We start from the raw sequence: 24,208 nt of genomic DNA, 5'->3' as shown, positions 1-24,208 counted from the left end.
TGCCGAATCTACGGAACCGCGATGACCGTCGGAATGATCATCGGACGGCGGCGGTACTTGTCCGCGACCCAGCGTCCGACGACGCGGCGCACCGACTGCGCGATGCGATGAGCGTCGATGACGCCTTCGCTCGCCAACCGGGCCAGGTCCGATTCCACGAGATCCGCGGCAGCCTTGAGCGCTGTCGGATCGTCGGAGAAGCCGCGACCGGACACCTCGGGGGTGCTGACCGCACGGCCCGTCGACTCGTTGATGACGATGGTGATCGCGATGAAGCCGCCCTCACCGAGCACGAGGCGATCGGACAGCGTCGGCTCACCGACGTCACCGACGGACAGACCGTCGACGTAGACGTGTCCGACCGGTACGCGTCCGACGATCTCGGCGAGGCCGTCCACCATGTCGACCACGACGCCGTCCTCGGCCAATACGATGCGCTCTTCCGGCACGCCGGTTGCCTTTGCCAGCGCGGCGTTGGCACGCAGGTGCCGCCATTCACCGTGGACGGGCATGGCATTGGTGGGCCGAACCGCGTTGTACAGGTAGAGCAACTCACCGGCGGACGCGTGGCCCGAGACGTGAACCTTGGCGCTCTGCTGGGTCACGACGGTGGCACCGCGCTTGGCCAAACCGTTGACCACGGCAAAAACGGAGTTCTCGTTGCCCGGGATCAGCGAAGACGCGAGAACGACAAGGTCGTTGGCGCGGATGTTGATCTGACGGTGTTCGCCGCGCGCCATCCGCGAGAGCGCTGCCAACGGCTCACCCTGCGAACCCGTCGAAATGAGCACCAGGCGATCGTCGGGAAGGGTGGCGGCGGTGTCGATGTCTACGACGAGGCCGTCGGGCACCGTCAGGTAGCCCAGATCCTGGGCGATCTGCATGTTGCGGACCATCGAGCGGCCGACGAAGACGATGCGGCGGTTGTACCGAGCGGCTACGTCGACGACCTGCTGGATACGATGCACATGGCTGGCGAACGATGCCACGATGACGCGCTGCTTCGCCTTGCCGATGACGTTGTCGAGCACTCCCCCGATTTCGCGCTCGGGTGTGACGAATCCCGGAACCTCGGCGTTCGTCGAGTCGACGAGGAACAGGTCGACGCCCTCGTCGCCCAGGCGGGAGAATCCGGCGAGGTCGGTCAGGCGGCCGTCGAGAGGCAGCTGATCGAGCTTGATGTCACCGGTGTGCAGTACGACGCCGGCGTCGGTGCGAATCGCGATCGCGAGAGCGTCGGGAATCGAGTGGTTGACCGCGAAGTACTCGCAGTCGAACGGGCCATGGGTGGTGGTGTTTCCCTCGACGACCTCGACCAGGTTCGGACGCAGGCGATGCTCGCGGCACTTGGCGGCAACGAGAGCGAGAGTGAACTTCGCGCCGATGACCGGAATGTCCGCGCGCAGACGCAGCAAGAACGGCAGAGCACCGATGTGGTCCTCGTGTCCGTGAGTCAAGATGACGGCTTCGACGTCGTCCATACGGTCTTCGATGTAGCGGAAGTCCGGGAGGATCAGGTCGACGCCAGGCTGCTGGTCCTCGGGGAACAGCACACCGCAGTCGACGATCAGCAACTTGCCACGGTGCTCGAACACCGTCATGTTGCGACCGATTTCGCCGATGCCGCCCAGCGCGACGATGCGCAGACCCGATGCCGGCGCCTTCGGGGGTGTTCCGAGGCGACCCGTGGGATCGACGGCCGGACGGTTCTCGGGGCGCTTGTTTCCGCGCCCGTTGCCCGGCTTCGATGCTGCCGGTCGGTTACCGCCGGAAGATTTGCGCGGCGACCTGTCTTCGGTCGACTTCTTGGGTGCAGCAGATTTGGTGGCAGTGGACTTGGTTGCTGCAGATTTGGTTGCTGCGGCCTTCTTGGGCGGGGCGGCTGCGGCGGGGGCCGCTTCTGCCGCCGGCGCAGCTGGTGCCTCTACCGGTGCGGCCTTTGCGGCCGTTTCGGGAGCCGGAGGCGAAGGCGGACCGGCTTGACGACTGGCACTACGACGTCGGGGGGGACGGGTCATTTACAAAACTCCTGCCGCATGCAGATCGGCGGCAAGACCGTCGATCTGCTCTTTAGTGGGTGCAACCTGCGGAAGGCGTGGTTCTCCGACATCGATTCCGATGAGTCGCAGACCCGCCTTCGAAGCGCTGACACCGCCGAGGCGGGCAACGGAACGAATCACAGGGATCAAACTGAGGTTTATCTCGCGTGCGCGGGCGATGTCGCCGGACACGAACGCGGTGTGAAGGTCACGGAGACGACCCGGAACAAGATGGCCGATGACGCTGACGAAGCCGGTGGCGCCGACAGCGAGCCACGGCAGATTCAGCGGGTCGTCGCCGGAGAAGAACTGAAGCTCGGTGGTGCCGATCAACTCTGCGCCGGCGTTGAGGTCGCCCTTGGCGTCCTTAACGGCCTTGATTCGCGGGTGCTCGGCGAGTCGGCGGATCGTCTCGGTCTCGATGGGAACGACGGAGCGGGGCGGAATGTCGTACAACATGACGGGCAGGTCGGTCGCGTTGGCGACGGCGGTGAAGTGTGCAAACAGTCCGGCCTGGGGCGGACGTGAGTAATACGGGGTGACGACGAGCAGACCGTGCGCTCCGGCGCGAGCCGCGTCACGTGCGAGTTCGACGCTGTGAGCGGTGTCGTTGCTGCCGGCGCCTGCAACGATCTTCGCGCGGTTACCGACGGCGTCGATCACTGCGCGGAGCAGGTCGAGCTTCTCGGACTCGGTGGTGGTGGGAGATTCACCGGTGGTACCGGCAAGAACGAGGCCGTCACAGCCGTTGTCGACGAGATGGGCTGCGAGGCGCACTCCCGCGTCGACGTCCAACTTCCCGTCGGCAGTGAACGGGGTCACCATCGCAACGGAAATGGTGCCGAACGGACGCTCGACAAGAGAAGCGGAATCACCGTAGGTCATGGTCAGAAGGTTACCCGGTTCAGCTCTTACTTCTGCACACGAGTCACGACTCGGCCGCAAATGCGCTGACGGCAATTTCCGATCCGTCGCTTCCGCGAAGAATCTCGTAGTCCCCGAACACATTTGGCGCGACATCACGAAGCTGACGCAGGCACTCGACCGCGACTCGCCGGATCTCGACATCCGCATGTTCGGTGGCACGCATCTCGACGAAGTGCCGCCAGGCCCGATAGTTCCCGGTCACGACCAAGCGCGTCTCGGTGGCGTTGGGCAGCACCGAGCGCGCAGCCTGCCTGGCTTGCTTGCCCCGCATCGGGGCACCGGGCACCGATTGCAGTTTCCCTTCGAGGGCAGTCAGCAGTTCCCCGTAAGCGCGACGGCTTTCATCGGTGGCATTCAGAAACAGTGCTTCGAGCTCGGGATCACCTTCGACAGCAGGAGGCACGACGACGTTTGCATCGTTCTCACGGACGAATCGCTGCGAGAGTTGCGAGTACGAGAAGTGCCGGTGACGAATCAATTCGTGAGTGCACGAGCGCGAGATACCGGTGATGTAGAAGCTCACTGTCGCATGCTCGAGCACCGAAACGTGTCCGACCTCGAGCAGATGCCTCAGATAGCCGGCGTTGGTTGCGGTTCGCGGATTCGGCTTGGACCAACTCTGGTAGCAGGCTCGACCGGAGAACTCGACCAGCGCTTCGCCACCATCCGCGTCCGTCTCCCACGGAATGTCCTCGGGCGGGAAGAACTCGGACTTCGCCACCAACTGCACTTTCAGTGACACCGTGTTCGGCACAACCCACTCCTCGACAAGCACGAAACGACCAGCACGAAACCCGGGCGCCGTTCGCCTCAGGTGCTGGGCAACTCTATAGCGGTCGACCGCCCTCGATACCGAGTGACGTCATCACATCCTTGACTGACGTCACTTTTGACGCCACTGTGGTGTCATGGACATTTCGGAGTACACCGCAAAGCTGCAGAACGACCTCGCCACTGCAGCCGAACTCGGCGACGATCACACGCGCCGGATTGCGGCGTCGTTGTCCGCCGCCATCGAACCCTCGGTCCGCCTGGTCTTGTTGGCCGCGGCGACGGAACTGGCCAAGGAGATCGGGGCGAAGCTGGGCGACCGAGAGGTCAAGGTGAATCTCGACGGAAGCGAATTACTGGTCGACGTCGTTCGCCCGCCGAACTCGACCGGCGGCGAGGGTGCAAACGAGAAGGCAGACGACGAGAAGAAGGACTCAACCTACTCGTTCGACGACGTCAGCGGAGATATCAGCCGGGTGACGTTGAGGATGATGGAGCAGATCAAAGCCCGCGCCGAGGAGGCCGCCAATCAGAACGGAGTCTCCCTCAACTCGTGGGTTTCACAAGCCGTCCAGGGCGCATTGCGGGACCAGATGCGCAAGAACGGCATGGACTAGCTCGACGCCAACCCGATCACCGAATGATCTAATTGCGCAACTGCAGTAATCACGAACCGTTGCCGCAAGGCGAGAAGGAGCACGTTCATGGCCGTTTCGGGCGTCAAGGAATTCGAGATCAAGGCTGATCCGGAAACGGTGATGAAGGCCGTAGCAGCCGTCGATCGGCTGCCGGAGTGGTCGTCTGCACACAAGAAGATCACCATCGAGAGCACCCACGACGACGGTCGCCCCCATCGCGTTCGCATGGCCGTGTCCATTCTGGGAATCAACGACGAGCAGGTAGTCGACTACACCTTCGAGGGCGACGAGAAGGTGACCTGGACCCTCGTGGAGAGCGGTCAGCAGAACCAGCAGGACGGCTCGTACGTCTTGACTCCCACCGACGGTGGAACCAAAGTCACCTTCGAACTGACCATCGATCCCAAGATCCCGCTGCCGGGCTTCCTGGTGAAGAAGGCACAGAAGACGGCGCTGGAAACAGCGAGCAAGGGCCTGACGAAGTTCGTCGAAAACTTCTGAGCGCACACGCAATTCAGGCGGCCCTTACTTCCGGCGTTCATCGCCGGGTAGGGGCCGTTTGCCGTGAAGCCGAGCTGTGTTTTCGCGGAAGTCCCTGCCGATGTTGAAGATTCGCCGGTAGCCAGGGACCGCCCGGAGTAACGTCGGCCGCGTGTCCGCCGAGACCGCAGAGCCCAACTCCATGGCACCCGTGCGCATCCTCGTCTACAGCGACGACGCACACACGCGCGAGCAAGTTCGGCTCGCTCTCGGAGAGCGCCCACATCCGTCGATGCCCACCATCGACTACATCGAGGTCGCGACGGCACCGATCGTCGTAGCCAAGCTCGATGCCGGCGGAATCGACCTCGCCATTCTCGACGGCGAGGCGAGTCCGGCGGGCGGCATGGGCGTCGCGAAACAACTCAAGGACGAGATCGCCGACTGTCCACCGATCCTCGTACTGACCGGTCGACCCGACGATGCGTGGCTGGCGTCGTGGTCGAGAGCGGAAGCCTCAGTGCCGCAGCCGATAGATCCGATCGAACTTGCTTCCACCGTCATCGCGCTTCTGCGTCGACAACTGAGCCGGTGAGCACCCGTTGCAGCGGTGATTCGTTGCGGCGCCGACTACTTCGGACTTTCGAGAGCGAAACTCGGCACCCCGAAAACGAACCCAATGTCGGAGGCCTCCCCTAGTGTGGGTGTCGCAGGTCACATAAGTATCGAATTGCTGGCAGTATCGAAATCGAACGGCACCTTCGGGCTGGGCGGACATCCGCACAGCGGAGAGGAGTTCGGGTGACATGAACGCTTACATCCCCATTCTCGTCCTCGGGGTCATCGCGATGGCCTTCGCTGTGGTGTCGGTTGTTCTCGCGTCCGTGGTCGGCCCGAAGCGGTACAACAGGGCGAAACTCGAAGCCTACGAATGCGGAATCGAACCGGCACCCCGTACCGCCGGTGGCGGGCGGTTTCCCGTCAAGTTCTATCTGACGGCAATGCTGTTCATCATCTTCGACATCGAGATCGTTTTCCTCTACCCGTGGGCGGTGCATTTCGATTCGCTCGGCTTGTTCGGCCTCGCGGCGATGGGCCTTTTCATAGTCAACGTCTCGGTGGCATACGCATACGAATGGCGACGAGGCGGTCTCGGTTGGGACTAGGCCAGCGGACACAGGTACAGCACACATACGTCAGACAAAACCGGTCACACCGCAGCTGTTACGACTGAAAAGAGTCGGTTATGGGTCTCGAAGAAAAGCTCCCCAGCGGATTTCTACTGACCACTGTCGAGGGCCTGGCAGGGTATGCCCGCAAAGGATCACTGTGGCCTGCCACCTTCGGGCTCGCGTGCTGCGCGATCGAGATGATGGCAACCACGTCAGGTCGCTTCGACCTGGCGCGGTTCGGCATGGAGGCATTCCGCGCGTCGCCGCGACAGGCAGACCTTCTGATCGTGGCCGGGCGGGTCAGTCAAAAGATGGGGCCGGTACTTCGTCAGGTCTACGACCAGATGGCCGAGCCGAAATGGGTTCTGGCCATGGGTGTGTGTGCGTCGTCCGGCGGTATGTTCAACAACTACGCAGTGGTACAGGGCGTCGACCACATCGTGCCGGTCGACATCTACTTGCCCGGCTGTCCGCCGCGGCCGGAGATGCTCCTGAACGCGATCATCGAACTGCACCGAAAGATCCAGGAGATGCCCCTCGGCGTGAAGCGCGAAGAGGCACGCGCGGCAGCCGAGCGCGCCGCACTGGCATCCACCCCCACCATCGACATGAAGGGGCTTCTGCGATGACCGCGGGCAACAACGGATCGAGGGGGATGTTCGGGGTCCGCGGCAGTGGTGACACCTCGGGCTACAGCCGGCTCGCCCCGCCGATCTCAGTAGAGGACAAGGCCTCTCGACCGTTCGGTGGATACTTCGACGAAGTTGCGGACTCCTTGGATGCCGCATTGCGCAGCGCGGGCAGCACTTTCACCGATGCAATCGAGCGGGTAGTGATCTTTCGAGACGAGATGACGCTGCATGTCGAACGGTCTCACCTCCCGCAGGTCGCGCGCAGACTGCGCGACGAATCGGAACTGCGCTTCGAACTTTGCCTGGGTGTCGATGGAGTCCACTATCCGCAGGACACCGGTCGCGAGCTCCACGCCGTGTATCCATTTGCTTCGATCACGCACAACCGCCGGATCAGACTGGAAGTGTCCGTGCCGGACTCCGATCCACATATTCCGTCCATCGTCGGGATATACCCCACCAACGATTGGCACGAGCGTGAGACCTACGACTTCTTCGGGATCGTCTTCGACGGTCACCCGGCCCTGACCCGTATCGAGATGCCCGACGACTGGAAGGGCCACCCACAGCGCAAGGACTATCCGCTCGGCGGTATCCCGGTCGAGTACAAGGGCGCCCAGACTCCTCCACCCGACGAGCGTAGGTCGTACAACTGATGAACGAGACGACAGGAAGCAACTCCGGTGCCACGACGGAAACCGTCGTCACAGCATCGGGTCAGGACTGGGACGACATCGTCACCGCGGCCGCTCGCCAGCGAACCGGCGAGGCCGAACGGATCGTGGTCAACATGGGCCCGCAGCATCCGTCCACTCACGGCGTCCTGCGCCTCATTCTCGAAATCGAGGGTGAGACAGTCGTGGAAGCTCGGTGTGGAATCGGCTACCTGCACACCGGAATCGAAAAGAATCTCGAATACCGGAACTGGACGCAGGGCGTCACTTTCGTTACTCGAATGGACTACCTGTCACCGTTCTTCAACGAAACCGCGTACTGCCTCGGAGTCGAAAAACTTCTCGGCATCACCGACGACATTCCCGAGCGAGCCACCGTCATTCGCGTGATGATGATGGAGCTCAATCGAATCTCGTCGCACCTTGTCGCCCTGGCAACCGGTGGAATGGAACTGGGCGCCGTGACGGCGATGCTGTTCGGATTCCGCGAACGCGAATTGATTCTGGACGTGTTCGAGACGATCACCGGACTGCGGATGAATCACGCCTACATCAGGCCTGGTGGTCTCGCTCAGGATCTACCCGACGGGTCGGTCGCGAAGGTACGAGAACTGTTGAAGGTCCTACCGAAACGGTTGCGTGACGTCGAACTGATGCTCAGCGACAACTCCATCTGGAAAGCCCGCACCCAGGGAATCGGATATCTCGATCTCACCGGCTGCATGGCGCTCGGCGTGACGGGGCCGGTCCTACGCGCCACGGGTCTCCCCCACGATCAGCGTCGAGCGCAGCCCTACTGCGGCTACGAGAACTACGAGTTCGACGTCGTGACGCACGACGGATCCGATTGCTACGGAAGGTACGTCATCCGTGTCGAGGAGATGAAGGAGTCCCTCAAGATCGTCGAGCAGTGCCTCGACAAACTGCAACCGGGGCCGGTCATGGTGGACGACAAGAAGATCGCCTGGCCTGCCGATCTCGCTGTCGGACCGGATGGCCTCGGCAATTCGCAGAAGCACATCGCCAAGATCATGGAGTCGTCCATGGAGGGTCTGATTCACCATTTCAAACTGGTCACCGAAGGAATCCGCGTGCCGCCCGGCCAGGTGTACGTCGCCGTCGAGTCCCCGCGTGGCGAGTTGGGTGTGCACATGGTCAGCGACGGGGGAACCCGGCCGTACCGCGTCCATTTCCGGGATCCGTCATTCACCAACCTTCAAGCGGTAGCGGCGATGTGCGAGGGAGGCATGGTGTCCGACGTGATCGCCTCGGTTGCCAGTATCGATCCCGTCATGGGCGGAGTGGACCGATGACCGGCCCGAACGGCTCGTCACGGGTGTTCATCGAACTCGGGCCGCGCCCGGACGAGCCCACGCAACTGGTACGCCCTGGCGCACGATCGAGTTATCCGCCTGACGTACTCGCCCGACTCGACGCCGATGCCGAAACCGTCATCGCTCGTTACCGTGAGCCTGACGCCGCGGCGACCACCAGTCGATCAGCCCTCCTGCCGCTCCTTCATCTCGTGCAGTCCGAGGACGGGTACATCACCCCGGCCGGGATCGATTTCTGCAGTGCCAAGCTGGGTTTGACCGGCGCCGAGGTTGCCGCCGTTTCCACCTTCTACTCGATGTATCGCCGTGGTCCGACGGGTGAGTATCTGGTCGGAGTCTGCACCAACACGCTGTGCGCGATCATGGGCGGAGACGACATCCTCGCAGCACTCGAAGAGCATCTCGGGTCAGCAGGCTCCAGAGACGAAGGCGGACACTCCATCTCGACGTCCGACGGCAAGATCACCCTCGAACACATCGAGTGCAATGCGGCGTGCGACTACGCCCCCGTCATGATGATCAACTGGGAGTTCTTCGACAACCAGACTCCGGAATCGGCGCGCTCACTCGTCGATGCGCTCCGCGCCGGAGAGCGCGTGACACCCAGTCGCGGTGCCACACTGTGTTCGTTCCGACAGACCGCACGCACCTTGGCCGGGTTCCCCGATACGCGAATCGAAGCAGCCGAAGCACAAACAATCGGCGGGGCAACTCTTGCCGGACTGCGTATCAGCCGATCTCACGACGACAACCCACCCGGTTCGGCCTCAGCAGCCGACGCTCCCGGCGAAGGGAAGTGACATGACACTCGCCCCCGTCCTGAGTCGCTACTGGGATCAACCGAACTCGTGGACTCTCGACAGCTACCTTCGTCACGACGGCTACCAAGCCCTACGCAAAGCGCTAGCCATGTCCCCCGACGCCGTGATCGAAACGGTCAAGGACGCTGGCCTTCGTGGGCGCGGTGGCGCCGGTTTCCCGACGGGCCTCAAGTGGAGTTTCATCCCACAGAGCACCGAAGACAAGCCAGGAGACGGCAAGCCTCACTATCTCGTCGTCAATGCCGACGAGTCCGAACCGGGCACATGCAAGGACATGCCGTTGATGATGGCGACCCCACACACGCTGGTCGAGGGAGTCATCATCGCGGCGTATGCAATTCGAGCGGCCAAGGCGTTCATCTACGTCCGGGGCGAGGTGGTCCCGGTCCTGCGACGTCTGCAGACCGCCGTGGCCGAGGCCTACGCGGCCGGATACCTGGGCCGCAACATCCTCGGTTCGGGATTCGACTTGGATCTCGTCGTGCACGCCGGAGCAGGCGCGTACATCTGTGGTGAGGAGACAGCCCTCCTCGATTCGTTGGAGGGACGACGCGGTCAGCCTCGACTGCGGCCGCCATTCCCCGCCGTCGCCGGCCTCTACGCCTGCCCGACCGTCGTCAACAACGTCGAGTCCATCGCGAGTGTGCCGTCGATCGTCCTGGGCGGCCCGGAGTGGTTCCGGTCGATGGGAAGCGAGAAGTCGCCGGGGTTCACGTTGTACTCGCTCTCTGGTCATGTCACCACTCCCGGCCAGTACGAGGCGCCGCTCGGCATCACGTTGCGAGAACTTCTCGACTACGCGGGCGGCGTTCGCACCGGGCACACCCTCAAGTTCTGGACTCCCGGCGGATCCTCGACTCCGATCTTCACCGACGAACATCTCGATGTCCCACTCGACTACGAGGGCGTCGGCGCGGCGGGATCGATGCTCGGCACCAAAGCACTGCAGATATTCGACGACACAACCTGCATCGTGCGTGCGGTGCTGCGGTGGACCGAGTTCTATGCCCACGAATCTTGCGGTAAATGCACGCCGTGCCGCGAAGGCACGTACTGGCTGGTGCAGATCCTGCGTCGGCTCGAAGGCGGAACAGGTACTGAAGCTGATCTCACCAAACTTCTCGACATCTCGGACACCATCCTCGGAAAATCCTTCTGCGCGTTGGGCGACGGAGCGACCAGCCCGATCATGTCCTCCCTGAAGTACTTCCGCGAGGAATACGTCGCGCATTTCGACGGCAACGGATGCCCGTTCGATCCTCGCCGGTCCGTTCTCGCGACAGGAGCGTTCGTCTCATGACTGCAGCCGACGCTACCAAGGCCGACACGGCACCGCCCACTGATCTGGTCACCCTCACCATCGACGGCCGAGAACTCCAGGTACCCAAGGGCACGTTGATCATTCGCGCTGCAGAGATGATCGGCACCCAGATTCCGCGGTTCTGCGATCATCCCCTTCTGGATCCGGTCGGGGCGTGCCGCCAGTGCATCGTGGAGGTCGAAGGTCAACGCAAGCCGGTGGCGTCCTGCACGACACCGGTTGCGGACGGAATGGTCGTCACCACGCAACTCACGTCGCCGGTGGCCGAGAAGGCGCAGCGGGGGGTGATGGAACTCCTGCTCATCAACCACCCGTTGGACTGCCCCGTGTGCGACAAGGGCGGCGAGTGCCCGCTCCAGAACCAGGCGATGTCGACCGGTCGCACCGAATCCCGGTTCGGTGAGGAGAAAAGGACCTACCCCAAGCCCATCCCACTCTCGTCCGAAATCCTGCTCGACCGCGAGCGTTGCGTCCTCTGCGCCAGATGCACACGGTTTTCGGGCCAGATCGCCGGCGACCCGTTCATCGATCTCCTCGAGCGCGGCGCGCTTCAACAGGTCGGGATCTACGCCAACGAGCCCTTCGAGTCCTACTTCTCGGGCAACACCATCCAGGTGTGCCCGGTCGGCGCGCTTACCAGTACGGCATACCGATTCCGGGCGCGACCGTTCGATCTGGTGTCCAGCCCCAGCGTGTGTGAACACTGCGCCGACGGATGTGCTCAGCGCACGGACCACCGTCGCGGAAAGGTTCTCCGCCGTCTCGCCGGGGACGACCCCGAAGTCAACGAGGAATGGAACTGCGACAAGGGCCGTTTCGCATTCACGTACACGACCCAAGGTGATCGGATCACCACTCCCCTGATCCGCAACGCTGACGGCGAATTGATTCCGGCGTCGTGGCCCATGGCACTCGACCTCGTTGCGCGATCCTTCGCGCAGGCCCGCGGTGACGCAGGCGTACTCGTCGGCGGACGCTCTACCTTGGAGGACGCCTACGCCTACGGCAAGTTCGCGCGAGTTGCTCTCGCTACCAACAACATCGACTTCCGAATCCGTGCTCATTCTGCCGAAGAGGCAGGTTTCCTCTCAGCACACGTCGCCGGCCGCACACTCGAAGAGTCGGTGACGTACCAGGACCTCGAGTCGGCCCCGGCCGCATTGCTGGTAGCTCTCGAGCCCGAGGAGGAGTCACCGATCATCTTCCTGCGGCTACGCAAGGCCGCACGTTTCGGCAAGACGACGGTGCTCTCCAGCGCGCCATTCGCTACGCGCGGCCTGCAGAAGATGGGCGGCTCTTTGCTTCGGACCGTACCCGGAAGTGAAGCAGCTCTGATGGATTCGTTGTCTCACCCCAGCAGCGAGGAGGGCCAGCTCCTCCGGCAGCCCGGTGCAGTGATCCTGTTGGGCGAACGACTCAGTGAGGTGGCGGGCGGCTTCGCCGCGGCGGTACGTCTCGCCGAAGCGACAGGAGCTTGTTTGGCTTGGGTCCCACGCCGCGCTGGTGATCGCGGCGCCGTCGAGGCCGGCGCACTACCGGGATTGCTTCCCGGCGGACGCCCCGTTGCGGACCCGGCAGCACGTCGGGAGGTGGAATCAGTGTGGGGGGCCTCCATCCCGGCATCCGACGGGCGCGACGCCGCGAGTCTGCTGGATCCGGGGCAGACGACTGCTGCCCTTCTTGTCGGCGGCGTCGAATTGAGTGATCTCCCGAACCCGGCGAAGGCAAGGGCCGCGATCGAAGCAGCAGGTTTCGTGGTGAGTTTGGAGATCCGTCACAGCGGAGTCACCGAACTCGCCGACGTCGTCTTCCCGGTGGCACCGGTCGCCGAGAAGCCCGGAACCTTCCTCGATTGGGAAGGCCGCGAGCGCGTGTTCGACACTGCGTTGAGAACGACAGGAGTGATGCCGGATCAGCGCGTTCTCCACGCGATCGCAGCCGAGATGGGCATCGATCTGGGCCTACCCGACGCAGATTCCGCACGCTCGGAGATACATCGCCTCGGCGATTGGTACGGATCGCGCCCCACCTCGCCTCAGGTCCCGTCAGGCACCATGCCCACACCGGCACTGGGCGAGGCAGTGTTGTCGAGTTGGCGAATGCTGCTCGACAACGGCCGATTGCAAGACGGCGAGCCCAACCTGGCGGGTACGGCACGGCTCCCACTCGTACGTTTGTCTGCCGAGACCGCTGCCGAGATCGGCGCCGACAACGGCGATCACGTTGCGGTGTCGACTGAATCCGGTTCCATCACATTACCGTTGGAGATCACCGAACTCCCGCCTCGAACAGTCTGGCTCCCACTCAATTCACCGGGTAGCACGATCTACCAAACGCTCTGCGTTACCGCGGGTTCCGTGGTGAAGATTGCGAAGGCTGGAGCGCAATGACCACCCACGAATACGGGACCGTGGCAGCTCCGGTCGACCTGTCGGCGTTCGGGCACGACCCGTGGTGGTTGGTGATCGGCAAGGCTCTCGCCATTTTCGTGTTCCTCGTACTCACACCGCTGGTGGCAATTTACGCGGAACGAAAGGTCATGGCACGCATGCAGATGCGTGTCGGACCGAACCGCGTCGGCCCCCGTGGAATGCTCCAGAGTCTCGCTGACGGAATCAAGCTCGCCCTCAAGGAGGGCATCACACCGACCGGCGCCGACAAACCGATTTATCTCCTCGCGCCCGTCATCGCAGTCGTGCCCGCGTTCATGGCCTTTGCCGTCATCCCGTTCGGTCCGCAGGTGTCGATCTTCGGAACCCTTTCACCCCTGCAACTGACCGATCTGCCGGTCGGAGTTCTCTACATCCTCGCCGTGACTTCAATCGGTGTGTACGGGATCGTGCTTGCCGGCTGGTCGTCCGGATCGACGTATCCACTACTGGGCGCACTTCGATCGACCGCGCAGGTCATCTCCTACGAAGTAGCAATGGGGCTGTCCTTCGCCGCAGTCTTCCTCTACGCCGGCACGATGTCCACGTCCGGCATCGTCAGCGCCCAACAAGGTGCCTGGTACGTCTTTCTCCTCCTGCCGTCCTTCCTGATCTACGTGACAGCCATGGTCGGCGAAACCAACAGGGCTCCCTTCGACCTTCCCGAGGCCGAGGGTGAACTGGTGGGTGGGTTCCACACCGAGTACTCCTCACTCAAGTTCGCGATGTTCATGCTGGCCGAGTACGTGAACATGGTGACGGTGTCCGCTCTGGCCACGACACTGTTCCTGGGCGGGTGGCACGCACCGTTCCCGTTCAACCTGTGGGACGGCGCCAATTCCGGTTGGTGGCCGGTGCTGTGGTTTGTCGCCAAGGTGTGGGGCTTCCTCTTCGTCTTCATCTGGTTGCGCAGCACGCTTCCTCGATTGCGCTACGACCAGTTCATGAATCTCGGCTGGAAGGTTCTGATCCCCGCAGCTTTGGTATGGGTGATGGTGATCGCGACCGTTCGTGCGTTCCGCAACGAGGGCTACAACACCTGGGTCGTACTTCTCTGCGTCGCACTGGTTCTCGGAGCTGCGCTCCTGATCGTGTTGGCCGGGACTTACCGCAGCCGACGCCGAACCGCCGCGTTGGTGCCCGATTCGGGGACCCGGCCTTTCGATGCGATGTCGGGCGGCTTCCCGGTTCCACCCCTACCTGGTCAAACGCTGCCGACCCGAAAACTACCGGGTCAGAACGTGCCACCGCCGCGGCGGACAGATGTTTCCGACACATCGGAGGACTCCCATGCCTGATTTCCTCGGACCTATCGCGGGTTTCGGAGTGACGCTCTCGACAATGTTCAAGAAACCCGAGACCGAGTTCTATCCGGAGGAGAAGCGGCCCACCGCGCCCGGATACCACGGTCGCCATCAACTCAACCGGTATGCGGACGGACTCGAGAAGTGCATCGGTTGCGAACTGTGTGCCTGGGCCTGCCCCGCCGACGCGATCTATGTCGAGGGTGCTGACAACACCGAAGAAGAACGGTTCTCCCCCGGCGAGCGTTACGGGCGGGTGTATCAGATCAACTACCTGCGGTGCATCGGCTGTGGCCTCTGCGTCGAGGCTTGCCCCACTCGGGCTCTCACCATGACCAACGAGTACGAGATGACCGACGACAACCGAGCCGGATTGATCTACGAGAAGGACCGCCTTCTCGCGCCCCTGAAACCCGACATGGCAGCGCCACCACACGCGCTGCGTCCCGGCACAACTCAGGACGACTACTACCGCGGCGACATCACAGCAGCTCCCGAACAGGCAGTACCCGCACAAGCAGCACCCGAACAGCCAGCACCCGAGCAAGAGCCGAACCCGGAGACCGAGAAATGATCGCGGCGGTCACGACCACGATCCTGGCGGAGGGAACGATGACATCGACCTCCACCGGCGAGGCGGTGCAGTTCTGGATCCTCGGAACCCTTGCGGTGATCAGCGCTTTGGGTGTGGTCGCCGCCCCCAAGGCCGTCTACTCTGCGCTCTTCCTTGCAATGACGATGATCATCCTGGCCGTCTTCTACATCGTGCAGGGCGCACTGTTCCTCGGTGTCGTCCAGATCGTCGTCTATACCGGCGCAGTGATGATGTTGTTCCTGTTCGTCCTGATGCTGGTCGGCGTGGATTCTTCGGACTCCTTGGTCGAAACGCTACGGGGACAACGCGTCAGCGCGATCGTGATCGGCGTCGGATTCGGGCTACTCCTTATCGGCGGACTCGGAAATGCGTCGATCTCGGGCTTCACCGGATTCACCGGACTCGACCAGGGCAACATCGACGCTCTCGCCGATCTCATCTTCATCCGCTACGTCTGGGCCTTCGAACTGACTGGCGCACTGCTGATCACGGCGACACTTGGTGCAATGATGCTCGCGCATCGGGAGAAGATCGGAGCCACACTCAGCCAACGCGAACTCTCGCAGCAACGATTCGCGTACCTGGGCAGCGATGAGAGTGATCCCGACAAGGGCTCGGCCACTCCCCTCCCCAGTCCCGGCGTGTACGCACGTCACAACGCAGTGGACATGCCGGCACTGTTGCCCGACGGAACGTTCTCGACGCTCTCCGTCAGCAGCGCACTCACTCCGCGTTCCCCGGATCCGAGTACCGGTGAGGAGTCTGCGCGATGAATCCCGAGAATTACCTGTATCTGTCGGTCCTGTTGTTCACCATCGGGGCTGCGGGAGTCCTCCTGCGACGCAACGCCATCGTGGTGTTCATGTGTATCGAATTGATGCTCAACGCCGCGAACCTGGCATTCGTGACCTTCGCGCGCATGCACGGCAATCTGGACGGCCAGATCTTCGCCTTCTTCACGATGGTGGTAGCTGCGGCCGAAGTAGTCGTCGGCTTGGCAATCATCATGATCATCTTCCGATCTCGGCGTTCTGTATCCGTCGACGACGCAGACCTGCTGAAGTACTGACATGTCAGGAGGAATCACGTCCGCCATCTGGTTGCTCCCCGCCCTGCCCCTGTGCGGCGCCGCTGTCCTGTTGCTGGCGGGTCGTCGCACGAACGCGTGGGGCCACCTGTTCGCCTGCGTCATGGCACTCGCGTCGTTTGTCGTCGCAGTGGTGTTTTTCATCGCCATGCTCGGCCGCGACACCGCCGACCGCACCGTCACCGAGCACCTGTTCAGTTGGGTCCCGGTCGACAGTCTTCAGGTCGAGTTCGGACTGCAGCTTGATCAACTGTCGATGTGTTTCGTCCTGCTCATCACCGGTGTAGGTTCGCTGATCCACATCTACTCGGTCGGCTACATGGCGCACGACCCCGAGCGTCGTAAGTTCTTCGCCTACCTCAATCTCTTCCTCGCTGCGATGCTGCTCCTCGTGCTCGCCGACAACTTCCTCGGGCTCTACGTCGGCTGGGAAGGCGTCGGTTTGGCGTCGTACCTGCTGATCGGTTTCTGGCAGCACAAGCCGTCGGCGGCGACCGCTGCCAAGAAGGCTTTTGTCGTCAATCGGGTGGGCGACATCGGATTGATGATCGCGATGATGTTGATGTTCAGCACGTTCGGCTCGCTCTCGTTCAGCAGCGTCTTCGCCGACGCGTCTGGTGCAAGCGAAGGTGTCCTGACGGCGCTCGGCCTGATGCTCCTCCTCGCTGCATGCGCGAAGTCGGCGCAGGTGCCACTGCAGTCGTGGCTCGGCGACGCGATGGAGGGCCCCACCCCCGTCTCGGCGCTGATTCACGCGGCCACGATGGTCACGGCCGGCGTCTACCTGATCGTGCGCTCCAATCCGATCTTCGATCTCGCACCCGACGCTCAACTCGTGGTTGTCATCGTCGGTGCCGTGACGCTGCTGTTCGGTGCGATCATCGGCTGCGCGAAGGACGACATCAAGAAAGCGCTCGCCGCATCGACCATGAGTCAGATCGGATACATGGTCCTGGCGGCGGGCCTCGGACCAGCTGGATACGCCTTCACAATCCTTCATCTGATCACCCACGGATTCTTCAAGGCAGGCCTGTTCCTCGGCGCGGGTTCGGTGATGCACGCGATGAACGACGAAACCGACATGCGGCGCTACGGCGGGCTCCGAGCGTTCATGCCACTGACTTTTGTCACGTTCGGGCTCGGATACCTTGCCATCATCGGTGTTCCGCCGTTTGCCGGGTTCTTCTCCAAGGACAAGATCATCGAGGTTGCGATCGGCGAGGGTGGCGTCAAGGGTGTTGTGCTGGGCATCGTCACCCTGTTGGGTGCGGCCCTCACTGCCTTCTACATGAGCCGCGTGATGCTGATGACCTTCCTCGGGAAGGCCCGCTGGGAGAACCAGAAACCTCACGAATCTCCGGCAGTGATGACGTCTCCGATGATCATCCTGGCCGTGGGGTCCGTCGGCGCCGGGATGCTCCTGACCATCGGGTCCAGCTTGCAGAACTGGCTCGAACCGGTTGTCGGCTCACATCACGTCGAACCGCCGATACCCGCATGGTCGATCACCGCGCTGGCGCTGCTCGCAGTTGCCGCCGGCGTCGCGATTGCGTATCGCGAGTACGCCACCCGGGAGATTCCACTTGTGGCACCGACTCCGGTTTCACCGTTGACCGGTGCGGCTCGCCGCGATCTGTACGGTGACGCCTTCAACGAGACGGTGTTCATGAAGCCCGGACAACAACTCACCAAGTCGTTGGAAGTGTTCGACACCAAGGGAATAGGCGGCGTCGTGGGCAGCTTTGCGGTGGTCGTCACCGGGCTGTCCGCGCTCACGCGGAAGCTACAGACCGGGTTTGTTCGCTCGTACGCGCTGGTGATGTTTGTCGGAGCAACACTCGTGGTCGCGACAATGATGGCGGTGACACTGTGGTGATCGAAGCGGCGGTGAGCGACTCTGTGACCAATACCGGCTTCCCTGCGCTGACGGTGCTCTGGTTGCTTCCGCTCATCGGAGCGGGTGTAGTCCTCGCTCTGCCGGCACGGTCGTACCAATTTGCGAAGTCTCTCGCATTGGCTGTGTCCGTGGCAGTCCTGGTGGTCGCCGCCGTTCTCGGAGTTGCGTTCGACCGCGGCGGCGAACAATTTCAATTTGTCGAAAGCCACAGCTGGATACCGGCTTTCGGTACCAGCTACACACTCGGACTCGACGGGATCGCACTCGTTCTGGTTCTTCTCACCGCCGTGCTGGTGCCGTTACTCCTGATCGCGGGCTGGAATGACGTCCCGGCAGACCCGGCATCACCCAAGAGAATGCCGCACACCTATTTCGCGCTGATCCTTGTTGTCGAGTCCATGGTGATGATTTCGTTCAGCGCCTTGGACATTCTCTTGTTCTACATTTTCTTCGAGGCCATGCTGATACCGATGTATTTCCTCATCGGCGGGTTCGGCGGAGTGGGCAGATCTCGCGCAGCCGTGAAGTTTCTGCTCTACAACCTCCTCGGCGGCCTGGTCATGCTCGCTGCAGTCATCGGCCTGTATGTGGTCACCACGCGCGACGAGAGTCCCTTCGCCAGCGGCACTTTCGACTTCCGGGCGATCGCCTCAGCGGCAAACAGCGGTGAACTCGGTGTGGGACCCGGGGTGCTCAACGCCTTGTTCCTCGGATTCATGTTCGCGTTCGCGGTGAAAGCACCGCTCTGGCCGCTGCACAGTTGGTTGCCGGACTCCGCGGTGGAATCGACTCCGTCGACAGCAGTGCTGATGATGGCGGTCGTGGACAAGGTGGGCACGTTCGCGATGATTCGCTACTGCCTGCAACTGTTCCCGGAGTCGTCGTCGACCTTTGCACCGTGGATCATCACGCTCGCCGTTATCGGGATCGTCTACGGCGCAATACTGGCGATCGCGCAAACAGACGTCATGAGACTGATCGCCTACACGTCGATTTCGCACTTCGGCTTCATCATTCTCGGAATCTTCGCGATGACCAGCCAGAGCCAGGCGGGTTCCGCGCTGTACATGGTCAATCACGGAGTCTCCACTGCGGCTCTGTTCTTGATTGCGGGATTCCTCGTCTCGCAGCGAGGTACTCGATCGATCGCGGCGTACGGCGGCGTCCAGAAAGTTGCACCCGTACTTGCCGGCACATTCCTCGTTGCGGGGCTGGCAACGCTGTCGCTGCCGGGTCTCGCGCCGTTCGTCAGTGAGTTCCTGGTGCTGATCGGGACGTACTCGCGATACCACGTGGCCGCTGTCGCGGCGACTGCCGCGCTTGTCCTGTCCGCGATCTACATACTCTGGCTCTACCAGCGCATGATGGGCGGACCTGTGAAGGAAGGGCAGGGAACGATCCGCGACCTCGCTCGACGCGAACTCGTGGTGGTCGCCCCTCTGATCGCACTCCTGTTGCTTCTCGGCATCTACCCCAAGCCTGCCTTGGACGTCATCACTCCTGCAGTGAGCCATACGGTCGTCGACGAGGCTCCGACCCCGCTCGTCGCCGACCACGAAGGAGGTGCCCACAAATGAGTTCCTTCAACGACGTGACCATCCTCGGCTCAGCCGGCACGGCGTCACCCAGTGTCGAATACAGCTTGCTCTCGCCAATGCTGATCGTGTTCGGTGTTGCGGTTGTGGGCGTACTCATCGAGGCATTTGCACCCCGGCGTTTTCGATACCCCGTGCAACTCGTCCTCGGTGTCGCAGGCTTGGCGGCCGCGTTCGTGGCAGTGCTTCTGCTCGCCGGCACGCGGTCGACGGCGATGGGTTCTGTAGCGGTCGACGGTCCGACCCTTTTCCTACAGGCCACGATCCTTCTCGTGTCGATCCCCGCAGTACTGCTGATCGCCGAGCGAGGCTCGGGCAACACCGCCGAGGTGATCGCGCAACACGACGCGCTCGGCGGTTTCACCCCTCAAGCGTCGAGCGTCCCCGGAAGTGTTGCGGAACAAGAAGCGGTCAAGGTCGGTATCGCCCAGACCGAGGTCTTTCCGCTCACCCTCTTCGCTGTCGGCGGCATGCTCCTTTTTCCCGCGTCCAACGATCTGCTGACGATGTTCGTTGCGCTCGAGGTGTTCTCACTACCTCTGTATCTCCTGTGTGGTCTGGCACGCCGACGTCGCATGCTCTCCCAGGAAGCTGCGCTCAAGTACTTTCTGCTCGGGGCATTTTCGTCGGCGTTCTTCGTTTTCGGAATCGCGTTGCTGTACGGCTATGCCGGGACGGTCACGCTCTCCGGTATCGCCGACGCAGCTCGCAGCGGGTCGGGTACCGACGCCTTCCTGTGGCTCGGGACAGCACTCGTGGCCGTGGGATTACTGTTCAAAGTCGGTGCCGTGCCGTTCCATTCGTGGATTCCCGACGTCTATCAAGGGGCGCCGACGCCGATCACCAGTTTCATGGCTACTGCGACCAAGATCGCCGCATTCGGTGCCATCCTTCGTGTCTTCTATGTGGCTCTGCCGAACGAGTACGTGAACTGGCGTCCACTGATGTGGGCGGTCGCGATTCTCACGATGGTTGTCGGATCGATCGTCGCTGTGACGCAAACCGATATGAAGCGGATGCTCGCGTATTCGGCCATCGCGCACACCGGATTCATTCTGACCGCTGTGGTTGCGGATTCGGATGCCGGCCTGGCCTCGGCGATGTTCTACCTTCTGGCCTACGGATTCAGCACCGTGGGCGCGTTCGCCGTCGTGAGTCTGGTTCGGGACGCAGACGGTGAGGTCGCGACGCTCTCGCGCTGGGCCGGATTGGGCCGGCGCTCACCGCTGGTCGGAGTTGTGTTTGCACTGTTCCTGTTGGCTTTCGCCGGGATCCCGTTGACCAGTGGGTTCATCGGAAAGTTCGCGGTGTTCAGCGCGGCAGCCGAGGGCGGGGCCGCACCTCTCGTGATCGTCGGTGTCCTGTGCAGCGCGATCGCCGCGTACTTCTACGTGCGAGTGATCGTGTTGATGTTCTTCACCGAATCGGCCGCAGACGCTCCGACCGTCGTGGTACCGAGTGCACTGACCAGCAGTGTGATCGGCCTCGGCGCCGGTGTCACGCTCATCCTCGGCATACTCCCCCAGCCGGCGCTCGACCTCGCCGAGCGTGCAGCGGACTTCCTACACTGAGCCGATGCGTGAATCTGATTGCGACGCCGGACTGCCGAGCACCATCCGGTCGCCATGGTTCGTCGGGTTTTCAGCGGTAGCGATTGTCCATCTGATCCTCAATGCCGCTGATGCTGCGCCCTGGGACGGGATCACCAAGGTCATGCTCGCGCCGATTCTGGCTGCCTGGGTTGTCGCCCGACGCGGACCTCGAATTGTTGCTGCTGCGCTGATTGCCTGTGCTTTCGGAGATTTGTTCCTGATCTGGGACTCCACGTTTGTCATCGGGATGGCAGCCTTCGCGATCGGTCACCTCTGCTTCATCCGATTCTTTCTCTCACACGGCGCGCTTCGGGAGATACGAAGGCGGCCATGGTTTCTGTGCGCTTACACCGTCGCTGGGATCGCTCTAGTGTCGTACACCTGGACCGGTCTCGAACCTGAACTTCGAATTGCCGTCCCCGTGTACGCCGCAATCCTGGTGGGAACCGCATCAACCGCACTGACGTACAACTCGATCACCGGTATCGGCGGCGCGCTGTTCCTCACCTCTGACGCCCTCATCCTGCTCGGCCAGGCGAACAAGTGGCAGCCCGCCGCTGCGGGCATCTGGATCATGACGCTGTACATCCTCGCTCTGTTGCTTCTGACAGTGGGAGTTCTCGGCCGGAGTAAGACGCCAAACCGTCCATTAGCTCAGCGGCTGTAAGGATCAGCAACCAGCCGGACATCTCTTCATATGACCCCGAAATCCGAGGAACAACCGCCGCCGAGCGGCGAAGACCGGTTCACCGCCCTGTGGGACGCCTACGCCGGTCGGGTGTTCGCGTATACCTGTCGCCACGTTGATCATCACAGCGCGCAGGAGGTTGTCTCCGAGACGTTCCTCGTTGCCTGGCGACGCTTGGACGAAGTGCCCGAGCCGGCACTGCCATGGCTGTTGGTGGTGGCTCGAAACACCGTGAACAACAACCGTCGCAGCGTTCGGCGCCTTGACGCGCTCACCGAGAAGATGGGACGCATCGAGCAGATTGCGGCATCGACGCCGGGCGCCGACGTCACTGTCACCGAACGCACGGAACTGCTCGAAGCACTGGCAACACTCACCGTCACCGAACGTGAAGCCCTGCTCCTGACTGCCTGGGACGGGTTGACCGCCACCGAAGCCGCGCGGGTCGCTGGGTGTTCGGTTCCGGCCATGCATGTTCGTCTCTTTCGCGCTCGGCGTCGATTGCGCGCCGGGTTGCCTTCAGAATCCGTCACCGTAATCCCGATGAACACCGCCCGACCTTGCGCTGCCGCCGAACACGGGAGTACCCCATGAGCAAAGATCTGCTGACCACGCTCGAGAAGCTGCGGCCGAGCGATACGGTTTCCGCCGAACTCTGGCCCGAGAACGTCCAAGATGCCGCACGAACCCGAATCATGGCTACCGAAAACAACATTGGGGCAACCAAAGCTCCACGCCGTCGCGTCGGTGCCATCGTTCTCGTCGCGGCGATCTGCGCAGCAGTGGTGGTGGGCTGCGCCGCTGCCACGGGGATGATGCCGAAAGCGTTCACCGACATGTACTCGGGTTGGCAGACGATGCCGGGAACCAACGGCGGAATAGATCCGTCCACCGCCGAGCGGGTCGGGTCCATTCCCGGACCTGACGGAACCTTGTTCAGCGTCTTTGTCGCCCACGGCGCCAATGGCTGGAGGTGCGTCGCCCCGGTTTTCGAGGCGTCAGCCGACATCGACAAGGTTGGTCCGTCGAAATTCATCGGCCTCGGACACGGCTGCAGATCAATTGACTTGTACGGCGCAGATTCATTCGGGGGCGGCGCCGGGTACGAGGCCGGTCCGCACGAGGCGACCTACGACGCAGGAGCGGGAGGTGCTGTCCGAGCCGAACTTCACACCGCAGACGGCCAGATCTATCCGACAATTCTTGCCGAAGACCGCTTCTACGGATGGATTCCCCTGTCGCTCACGTCCCCTCGTCCAACCCTCGTCGGATATGCCGCAGACGGGACGGTCGTCGGCACCCGGTGAGCTGTCGGTACCCTCGAAAGATGACTGCACACGCCCCGAACGAGCGCATCCCCAGCCAGTGGGAAGAGATCACTGCAGCCGACTCGACGCATTCCACACGATATGTCGAGCGTTTCCGTTCCATGAGAGCGGACGGCAAGGACATTGTCGGGGAAGCACGTTTGATCGACGCGATGCTCGGACGCGGTGGCCGGGTTCTCGATGCAGGGTGCGGGCCTGGCCGACTCGGCGGTTATCTGCACGACGTCGGGCATGTGGTTGTCGGAGTCGATGTCGACCCGGTTCTCATCGCTGCCGCAGAAGAAGACCACCCCGGACCGGCGTGGCTTGTCGGCGATCTCGCCGAACTCGATCTGCCGGCCCGCGGTGTCGAGGCAGATTTCGACGTCATCGTGTCGGCAGGCAACGTGATGGCGTTTCTCGCCCCGTCCACCAGGCAAGCAATACTGGCGGGATTCGCTCGTCATCTCGCTCCGAGCGGCCGAGTAGTCATCGGATTCGGTGCCGGCCGTGGCTACGAGTTCCCCGAGTTTCTCGCCGACGCGACCGCGAGTGGCCTCGAGGCTGATCTGCTGCTCTCCACGTGGGATCTTCGCCCGTTCAAGGAGGATTCCGAATTCCTGGTCGCGGTGTTCTCCCGCGCCTGACCCGGCACTTCCCCCGCACTCCCTGCGATCCGTTACACGGCGATCAACTCACCCTGATCACAATGGTGGCGACTGTTGTTCACTACGAACATAATTGGATCAATGCGGGTGTGGCCGAGCGGCAAGGCAGCGGTCTGCAAAACCGTCCACGCAGGTTCGACTCCTGCCATCCGCTCCCCTTGCGAACCAGCGACTCATGTCGCAACCCCCACCTAGGAATGACATTCGGTGCACGCAACCTGCATCGCTCCGCTCCGT

Annotated in this window: 24 protein-coding genes and 1 tRNA gene; 22 read left to right on the top strand and 3 right to left on the bottom strand. The window is 62.6% G+C overall.

All coding sequences use genetic code 11. The features are described from left to right. Window positions 1-8: 8 nt before the first annotated feature. From AC1Q6C_RS13930 to thyX, 3 genes are read right to left on the bottom strand one after another with little or no spacing between them, the layout of a single operon-like run. Window positions 9-2,018, bottom strand: coding sequence for a ribonuclease J (locus tag AC1Q6C_RS13930; RefSeq protein ID WP_492666676.1), 2,010 nt, complete (start codon window positions 2,016-2,018; stop codon window positions 9-11). Continuing rightward, a complete protein-coding gene (gene dapA / locus AC1Q6C_RS13925; RefSeq protein WP_003942142.1) occupies window positions 2,019-2,924 on the bottom strand; it encodes a 4-hydroxy-tetrahydrodipicolinate synthase in 906 nt (301 codons plus the stop codon). A 43-nt stretch (window positions 2,925-2,967) separates the two neighbouring features. Next, a complete protein-coding gene (gene thyX, locus AC1Q6C_RS13920) occupies window positions 2,968-3,720 on the bottom strand; it encodes an FAD-dependent thymidylate synthase (protein ID WP_003942250.1) in 753 nt (250 codons plus the stop codon). A gap of 154 nt (window positions 3,721-3,874) precedes the next feature. Here thyX and AC1Q6C_RS13915 point away from each other — a divergent pair, with 154 nt between their 5' ends. The 22 genes from AC1Q6C_RS13915 (at window position 3,875) to AC1Q6C_RS13810 (ending at window position 24,125) form a co-directional block, all read left to right on the top strand. Then, window positions 3,875-4,354, top strand: a complete 480-nt coding sequence (locus AC1Q6C_RS13915; RefSeq protein WP_003942206.1) for a toxin-antitoxin system HicB family antitoxin — start codon at window positions 3,875-3,877, stop codon at window positions 4,352-4,354. 87 nt (window positions 4,355-4,441) lie between these two features. Continuing rightward, window positions 4,442-4,876: an SRPBCC family protein gene (locus AC1Q6C_RS13910; RefSeq protein ID WP_003942203.1), complete on the top strand. Its 435-nt coding sequence runs from the start codon at window positions 4,442-4,444 to the stop codon at window positions 4,874-4,876. Window positions 4,877-5,057: 181 nt separating this feature from the next. Continuing rightward, entirely contained in the window at window positions 5,058-5,450 is a 393-nt protein-coding gene (locus tag AC1Q6C_RS13905) for an Rv3143 family two-component system response regulator (RefSeq protein WP_042450864.1), read from the top strand. Between the two features lie 211 nt (window positions 5,451-5,661). After that, complete coding sequence (locus tag AC1Q6C_RS13900) at window positions 5,662-6,021, top strand: NADH-quinone oxidoreductase subunit A (RefSeq protein WP_003942165.1); 360 nt, start codon at window positions 5,662-5,664, stop codon at window positions 6,019-6,021. 80 nt (window positions 6,022-6,101) lie between these two features. Next, complete coding sequence (locus tag AC1Q6C_RS13895; RefSeq protein ID WP_492666675.1) at window positions 6,102-6,656, top strand: NuoB/complex I 20 kDa subunit family protein; 555 nt, start codon at window positions 6,102-6,104, stop codon at window positions 6,654-6,656. Further along, complete coding sequence (locus tag AC1Q6C_RS13890) at window positions 6,653-7,315, top strand: NADH-quinone oxidoreductase subunit C (RefSeq protein WP_003942167.1); 663 nt, start codon at window positions 6,653-6,655, stop codon at window positions 7,313-7,315. Before AC1Q6C_RS13895 ends, AC1Q6C_RS13890 begins: the two co-directional genes overlap by 4 nt. Beyond that, window positions 7,315-8,646, top strand: a complete 1,332-nt coding sequence (gene nuoD / locus AC1Q6C_RS13885) for an NADH dehydrogenase (quinone) subunit D (RefSeq protein ID WP_007735150.1) — start codon at window positions 7,315-7,317, stop codon at window positions 8,644-8,646. The genes AC1Q6C_RS13890 and nuoD overlap by 1 nt, the downstream gene beginning before the upstream one ends. After that, window positions 8,643-9,467, top strand: coding sequence for an NADH-quinone oxidoreductase subunit NuoE (gene nuoE / locus AC1Q6C_RS13880; RefSeq protein WP_003942123.1), 825 nt, complete (start codon window positions 8,643-8,645; stop codon window positions 9,465-9,467). The genes nuoD and nuoE overlap by 4 nt, the downstream gene beginning before the upstream one ends. A 1-nt stretch (window position 9,468) precedes the next feature. Further along, complete coding sequence (nuoF, locus tag AC1Q6C_RS13875; protein WP_007735149.1) at window positions 9,469-10,788, top strand: NADH-quinone oxidoreductase subunit NuoF; 1,320 nt, start codon at window positions 9,469-9,471, stop codon at window positions 10,786-10,788. Next, a complete protein-coding gene (locus AC1Q6C_RS13870; RefSeq protein WP_492666674.1) occupies window positions 10,785-13,199 on the top strand; it encodes an NADH-quinone oxidoreductase subunit G in 2,415 nt (804 codons plus the stop codon). Before nuoF ends, AC1Q6C_RS13870 begins: the two co-directional genes overlap by 4 nt. Then, on the top strand, window positions 13,196-14,536 hold the full coding sequence (gene nuoH / locus AC1Q6C_RS13865; RefSeq protein ID WP_064112787.1) for an NADH-quinone oxidoreductase subunit NuoH: 1,341 nt from the start codon (window positions 13,196-13,198) through the stop codon (window positions 14,534-14,536). Before AC1Q6C_RS13870 ends, nuoH begins: the two co-directional genes overlap by 4 nt. Further along, window positions 14,529-15,116 (top strand): NADH-quinone oxidoreductase subunit NuoI, encoded by a 588-nt coding sequence (gene nuoI, locus AC1Q6C_RS13860; RefSeq protein WP_054831327.1) that lies wholly within the window; start codon window positions 14,529-14,531, stop codon window positions 15,114-15,116. The genes nuoH and nuoI overlap by 8 nt, the downstream gene beginning before the upstream one ends. Continuing rightward, window positions 15,113-15,910 carry an NADH-quinone oxidoreductase subunit J gene (locus AC1Q6C_RS13855; protein ID WP_162113594.1) on the top strand — a complete coding sequence of 266 codons (798 nt, stop codon included), beginning with the start codon at window positions 15,113-15,115 and terminating at the stop codon, window positions 15,908-15,910. Before nuoI ends, AC1Q6C_RS13855 begins: the two co-directional genes overlap by 4 nt. Beyond that, the gene (nuoK, locus tag AC1Q6C_RS13850) at window positions 15,907-16,206 is read left to right on the top strand and encodes an NADH-quinone oxidoreductase subunit NuoK (RefSeq protein ID WP_003942238.1); all 300 of its coding nucleotides are present in this window, start codon (window positions 15,907-15,909) and stop codon (window positions 16,204-16,206) included. Before AC1Q6C_RS13855 ends, nuoK begins: the two co-directional genes overlap by 4 nt. Window position 16,207: 1 nt before the next feature. Beyond that, window positions 16,208-18,100, top strand: coding sequence for an NADH-quinone oxidoreductase subunit L (gene nuoL / locus AC1Q6C_RS13845; RefSeq protein ID WP_492666673.1), 1,893 nt, complete (start codon window positions 16,208-16,210; stop codon window positions 18,098-18,100). After that, entirely contained in the window at window positions 18,094-19,698 is a 1,605-nt protein-coding gene (locus AC1Q6C_RS13840; protein WP_492666672.1) for an NADH-quinone oxidoreductase subunit M, read from the top strand. Before nuoL ends, AC1Q6C_RS13840 begins: the two co-directional genes overlap by 7 nt. Next, window positions 19,695-21,287 carry an NADH-quinone oxidoreductase subunit NuoN gene (nuoN, locus tag AC1Q6C_RS13835; protein ID WP_492666671.1) on the top strand — a complete coding sequence of 531 codons (1,593 nt, stop codon included), beginning with the start codon at window positions 19,695-19,697 and terminating at the stop codon, window positions 21,285-21,287. Before AC1Q6C_RS13840 ends, nuoN begins: the two co-directional genes overlap by 4 nt. 4 nt (window positions 21,288-21,291) lie before the next feature. After that, a complete protein-coding gene (locus AC1Q6C_RS13830) occupies window positions 21,292-21,975 on the top strand; it encodes a lysoplasmalogenase (RefSeq protein ID WP_065455660.1) in 684 nt (227 codons plus the stop codon). Between the two features lie 30 nt (window positions 21,976-22,005). Continuing rightward, complete coding sequence (locus AC1Q6C_RS13825) at window positions 22,006-22,590, top strand: RNA polymerase sigma factor (RefSeq protein ID WP_063316531.1); 585 nt, start codon at window positions 22,006-22,008, stop codon at window positions 22,588-22,590. Next, window positions 22,587-23,303, top strand: coding sequence for a hypothetical protein (locus tag AC1Q6C_RS13820; protein WP_047271430.1), 717 nt, complete (start codon window positions 22,587-22,589; stop codon window positions 23,301-23,303). The genes AC1Q6C_RS13825 and AC1Q6C_RS13820 overlap by 4 nt, the downstream gene beginning before the upstream one ends. Before the next feature lie 20 nt (window positions 23,304-23,323). Beyond that, complete coding sequence (locus tag AC1Q6C_RS13815) at window positions 23,324-23,950, top strand: class I SAM-dependent methyltransferase (RefSeq protein WP_492666670.1); 627 nt, start codon at window positions 23,324-23,326, stop codon at window positions 23,948-23,950. Between the two features lie 104 nt (window positions 23,951-24,054). Then, a tRNA-Cys gene (locus AC1Q6C_RS13810) sits at window positions 24,055-24,125 on the top strand. The last annotated feature ends 83 nt before the right edge of the window (window positions 24,126-24,208 follow it).

This window comes from Rhodococcus sp. MT28 (genome assembly GCF_058792695.1).
The sequence above is the reverse complement of the archived record's forward strand: the minus strand, read 5'-3'. Positions and strand labels throughout refer to the sequence as shown.

Excerpts from the sequence above, each read along its gene's own strand:
- nuoH (WP_064112787.1), top strand. The coding sequence starts at position 13,196 with ATGACCACCCACGAATACGGGACCGTGGCAGCTCCGGTCGACCTGTCG.
- nuoI (WP_054831327.1), top strand. The coding sequence starts at position 14,529 with ATGCCTGATTTCCTCGGACCTATCGCGGGTTTCGGAGTGACGCTCTCG.
- nuoK (WP_003942238.1), top strand. The coding sequence starts at position 15,907 with ATGAATCCCGAGAATTACCTGTATCTGTCGGTCCTGTTGTTCACCATC.
- AC1Q6C_RS13905 (WP_042450864.1), top strand. The coding sequence starts at position 5,058 with ATGGCACCCGTGCGCATCCTCGTCTACAGCGACGACGCACACACGCGC.
- AC1Q6C_RS13870 (WP_492666674.1), top strand. The coding sequence starts at position 10,785 with ATGACTGCAGCCGACGCTACCAAGGCCGACACGGCACCGCCCACTGAT.
- AC1Q6C_RS13915 (WP_003942206.1), top strand. The coding sequence starts at position 3,875 with ATGGACATTTCGGAGTACACCGCAAAGCTGCAGAACGACCTCGCCACT.
- AC1Q6C_RS13825 (WP_063316531.1), top strand. The coding sequence starts at position 22,006 with ATGACCCCGAAATCCGAGGAACAACCGCCGCCGAGCGGCGAAGACCGG.
- nuoF (WP_007735149.1), top strand. The coding sequence starts at position 9,469 with ATGACACTCGCCCCCGTCCTGAGTCGCTACTGGGATCAACCGAACTCG.
- nuoL (WP_492666673.1), top strand. The coding sequence starts at position 16,208 with ATGTCAGGAGGAATCACGTCCGCCATCTGGTTGCTCCCCGCCCTGCCC.
- dapA (WP_003942142.1), bottom strand. The coding sequence starts at position 2,924 with ATGACCTACGGTGATTCCGCTTCTCTTGTCGAGCGTCCGTTCGGCACC.
- AC1Q6C_RS13930 (WP_492666676.1), bottom strand. The coding sequence starts at position 2,018 with ATGACCCGTCCCCCCCGACGTCGTAGTGCCAGTCGTCAAGCCGGTCCG.
- AC1Q6C_RS13855 (WP_162113594.1), top strand. The coding sequence starts at position 15,113 with ATGATCGCGGCGGTCACGACCACGATCCTGGCGGAGGGAACGATGACA.
- AC1Q6C_RS13900 (WP_003942165.1), top strand. The coding sequence starts at position 5,662 with ATGAACGCTTACATCCCCATTCTCGTCCTCGGGGTCATCGCGATGGCC.
- AC1Q6C_RS13830 (WP_065455660.1), top strand. The coding sequence starts at position 21,292 with ATGCGTGAATCTGATTGCGACGCCGGACTGCCGAGCACCATCCGGTCG.
- AC1Q6C_RS13910 (WP_003942203.1), top strand. The coding sequence starts at position 4,442 with ATGGCCGTTTCGGGCGTCAAGGAATTCGAGATCAAGGCTGATCCGGAA.
- nuoN (WP_492666671.1), top strand. The coding sequence starts at position 19,695 with ATGAGTTCCTTCAACGACGTGACCATCCTCGGCTCAGCCGGCACGGCG.
- nuoE (WP_003942123.1), top strand. The coding sequence starts at position 8,643 with ATGACCGGCCCGAACGGCTCGTCACGGGTGTTCATCGAACTCGGGCCG.
- nuoD (WP_007735150.1), top strand. The coding sequence starts at position 7,315 with ATGAACGAGACGACAGGAAGCAACTCCGGTGCCACGACGGAAACCGTC.
- AC1Q6C_RS13820 (WP_047271430.1), top strand. The coding sequence starts at position 22,587 with ATGAGCAAAGATCTGCTGACCACGCTCGAGAAGCTGCGGCCGAGCGAT.
- AC1Q6C_RS13815 (WP_492666670.1), top strand. The coding sequence starts at position 23,324 with ATGACTGCACACGCCCCGAACGAGCGCATCCCCAGCCAGTGGGAAGAG.
- AC1Q6C_RS13895 (WP_492666675.1), top strand. The coding sequence starts at position 6,102 with ATGGGTCTCGAAGAAAAGCTCCCCAGCGGATTTCTACTGACCACTGTC.
- AC1Q6C_RS13890 (WP_003942167.1), top strand. The coding sequence starts at position 6,653 with ATGACCGCGGGCAACAACGGATCGAGGGGGATGTTCGGGGTCCGCGGC.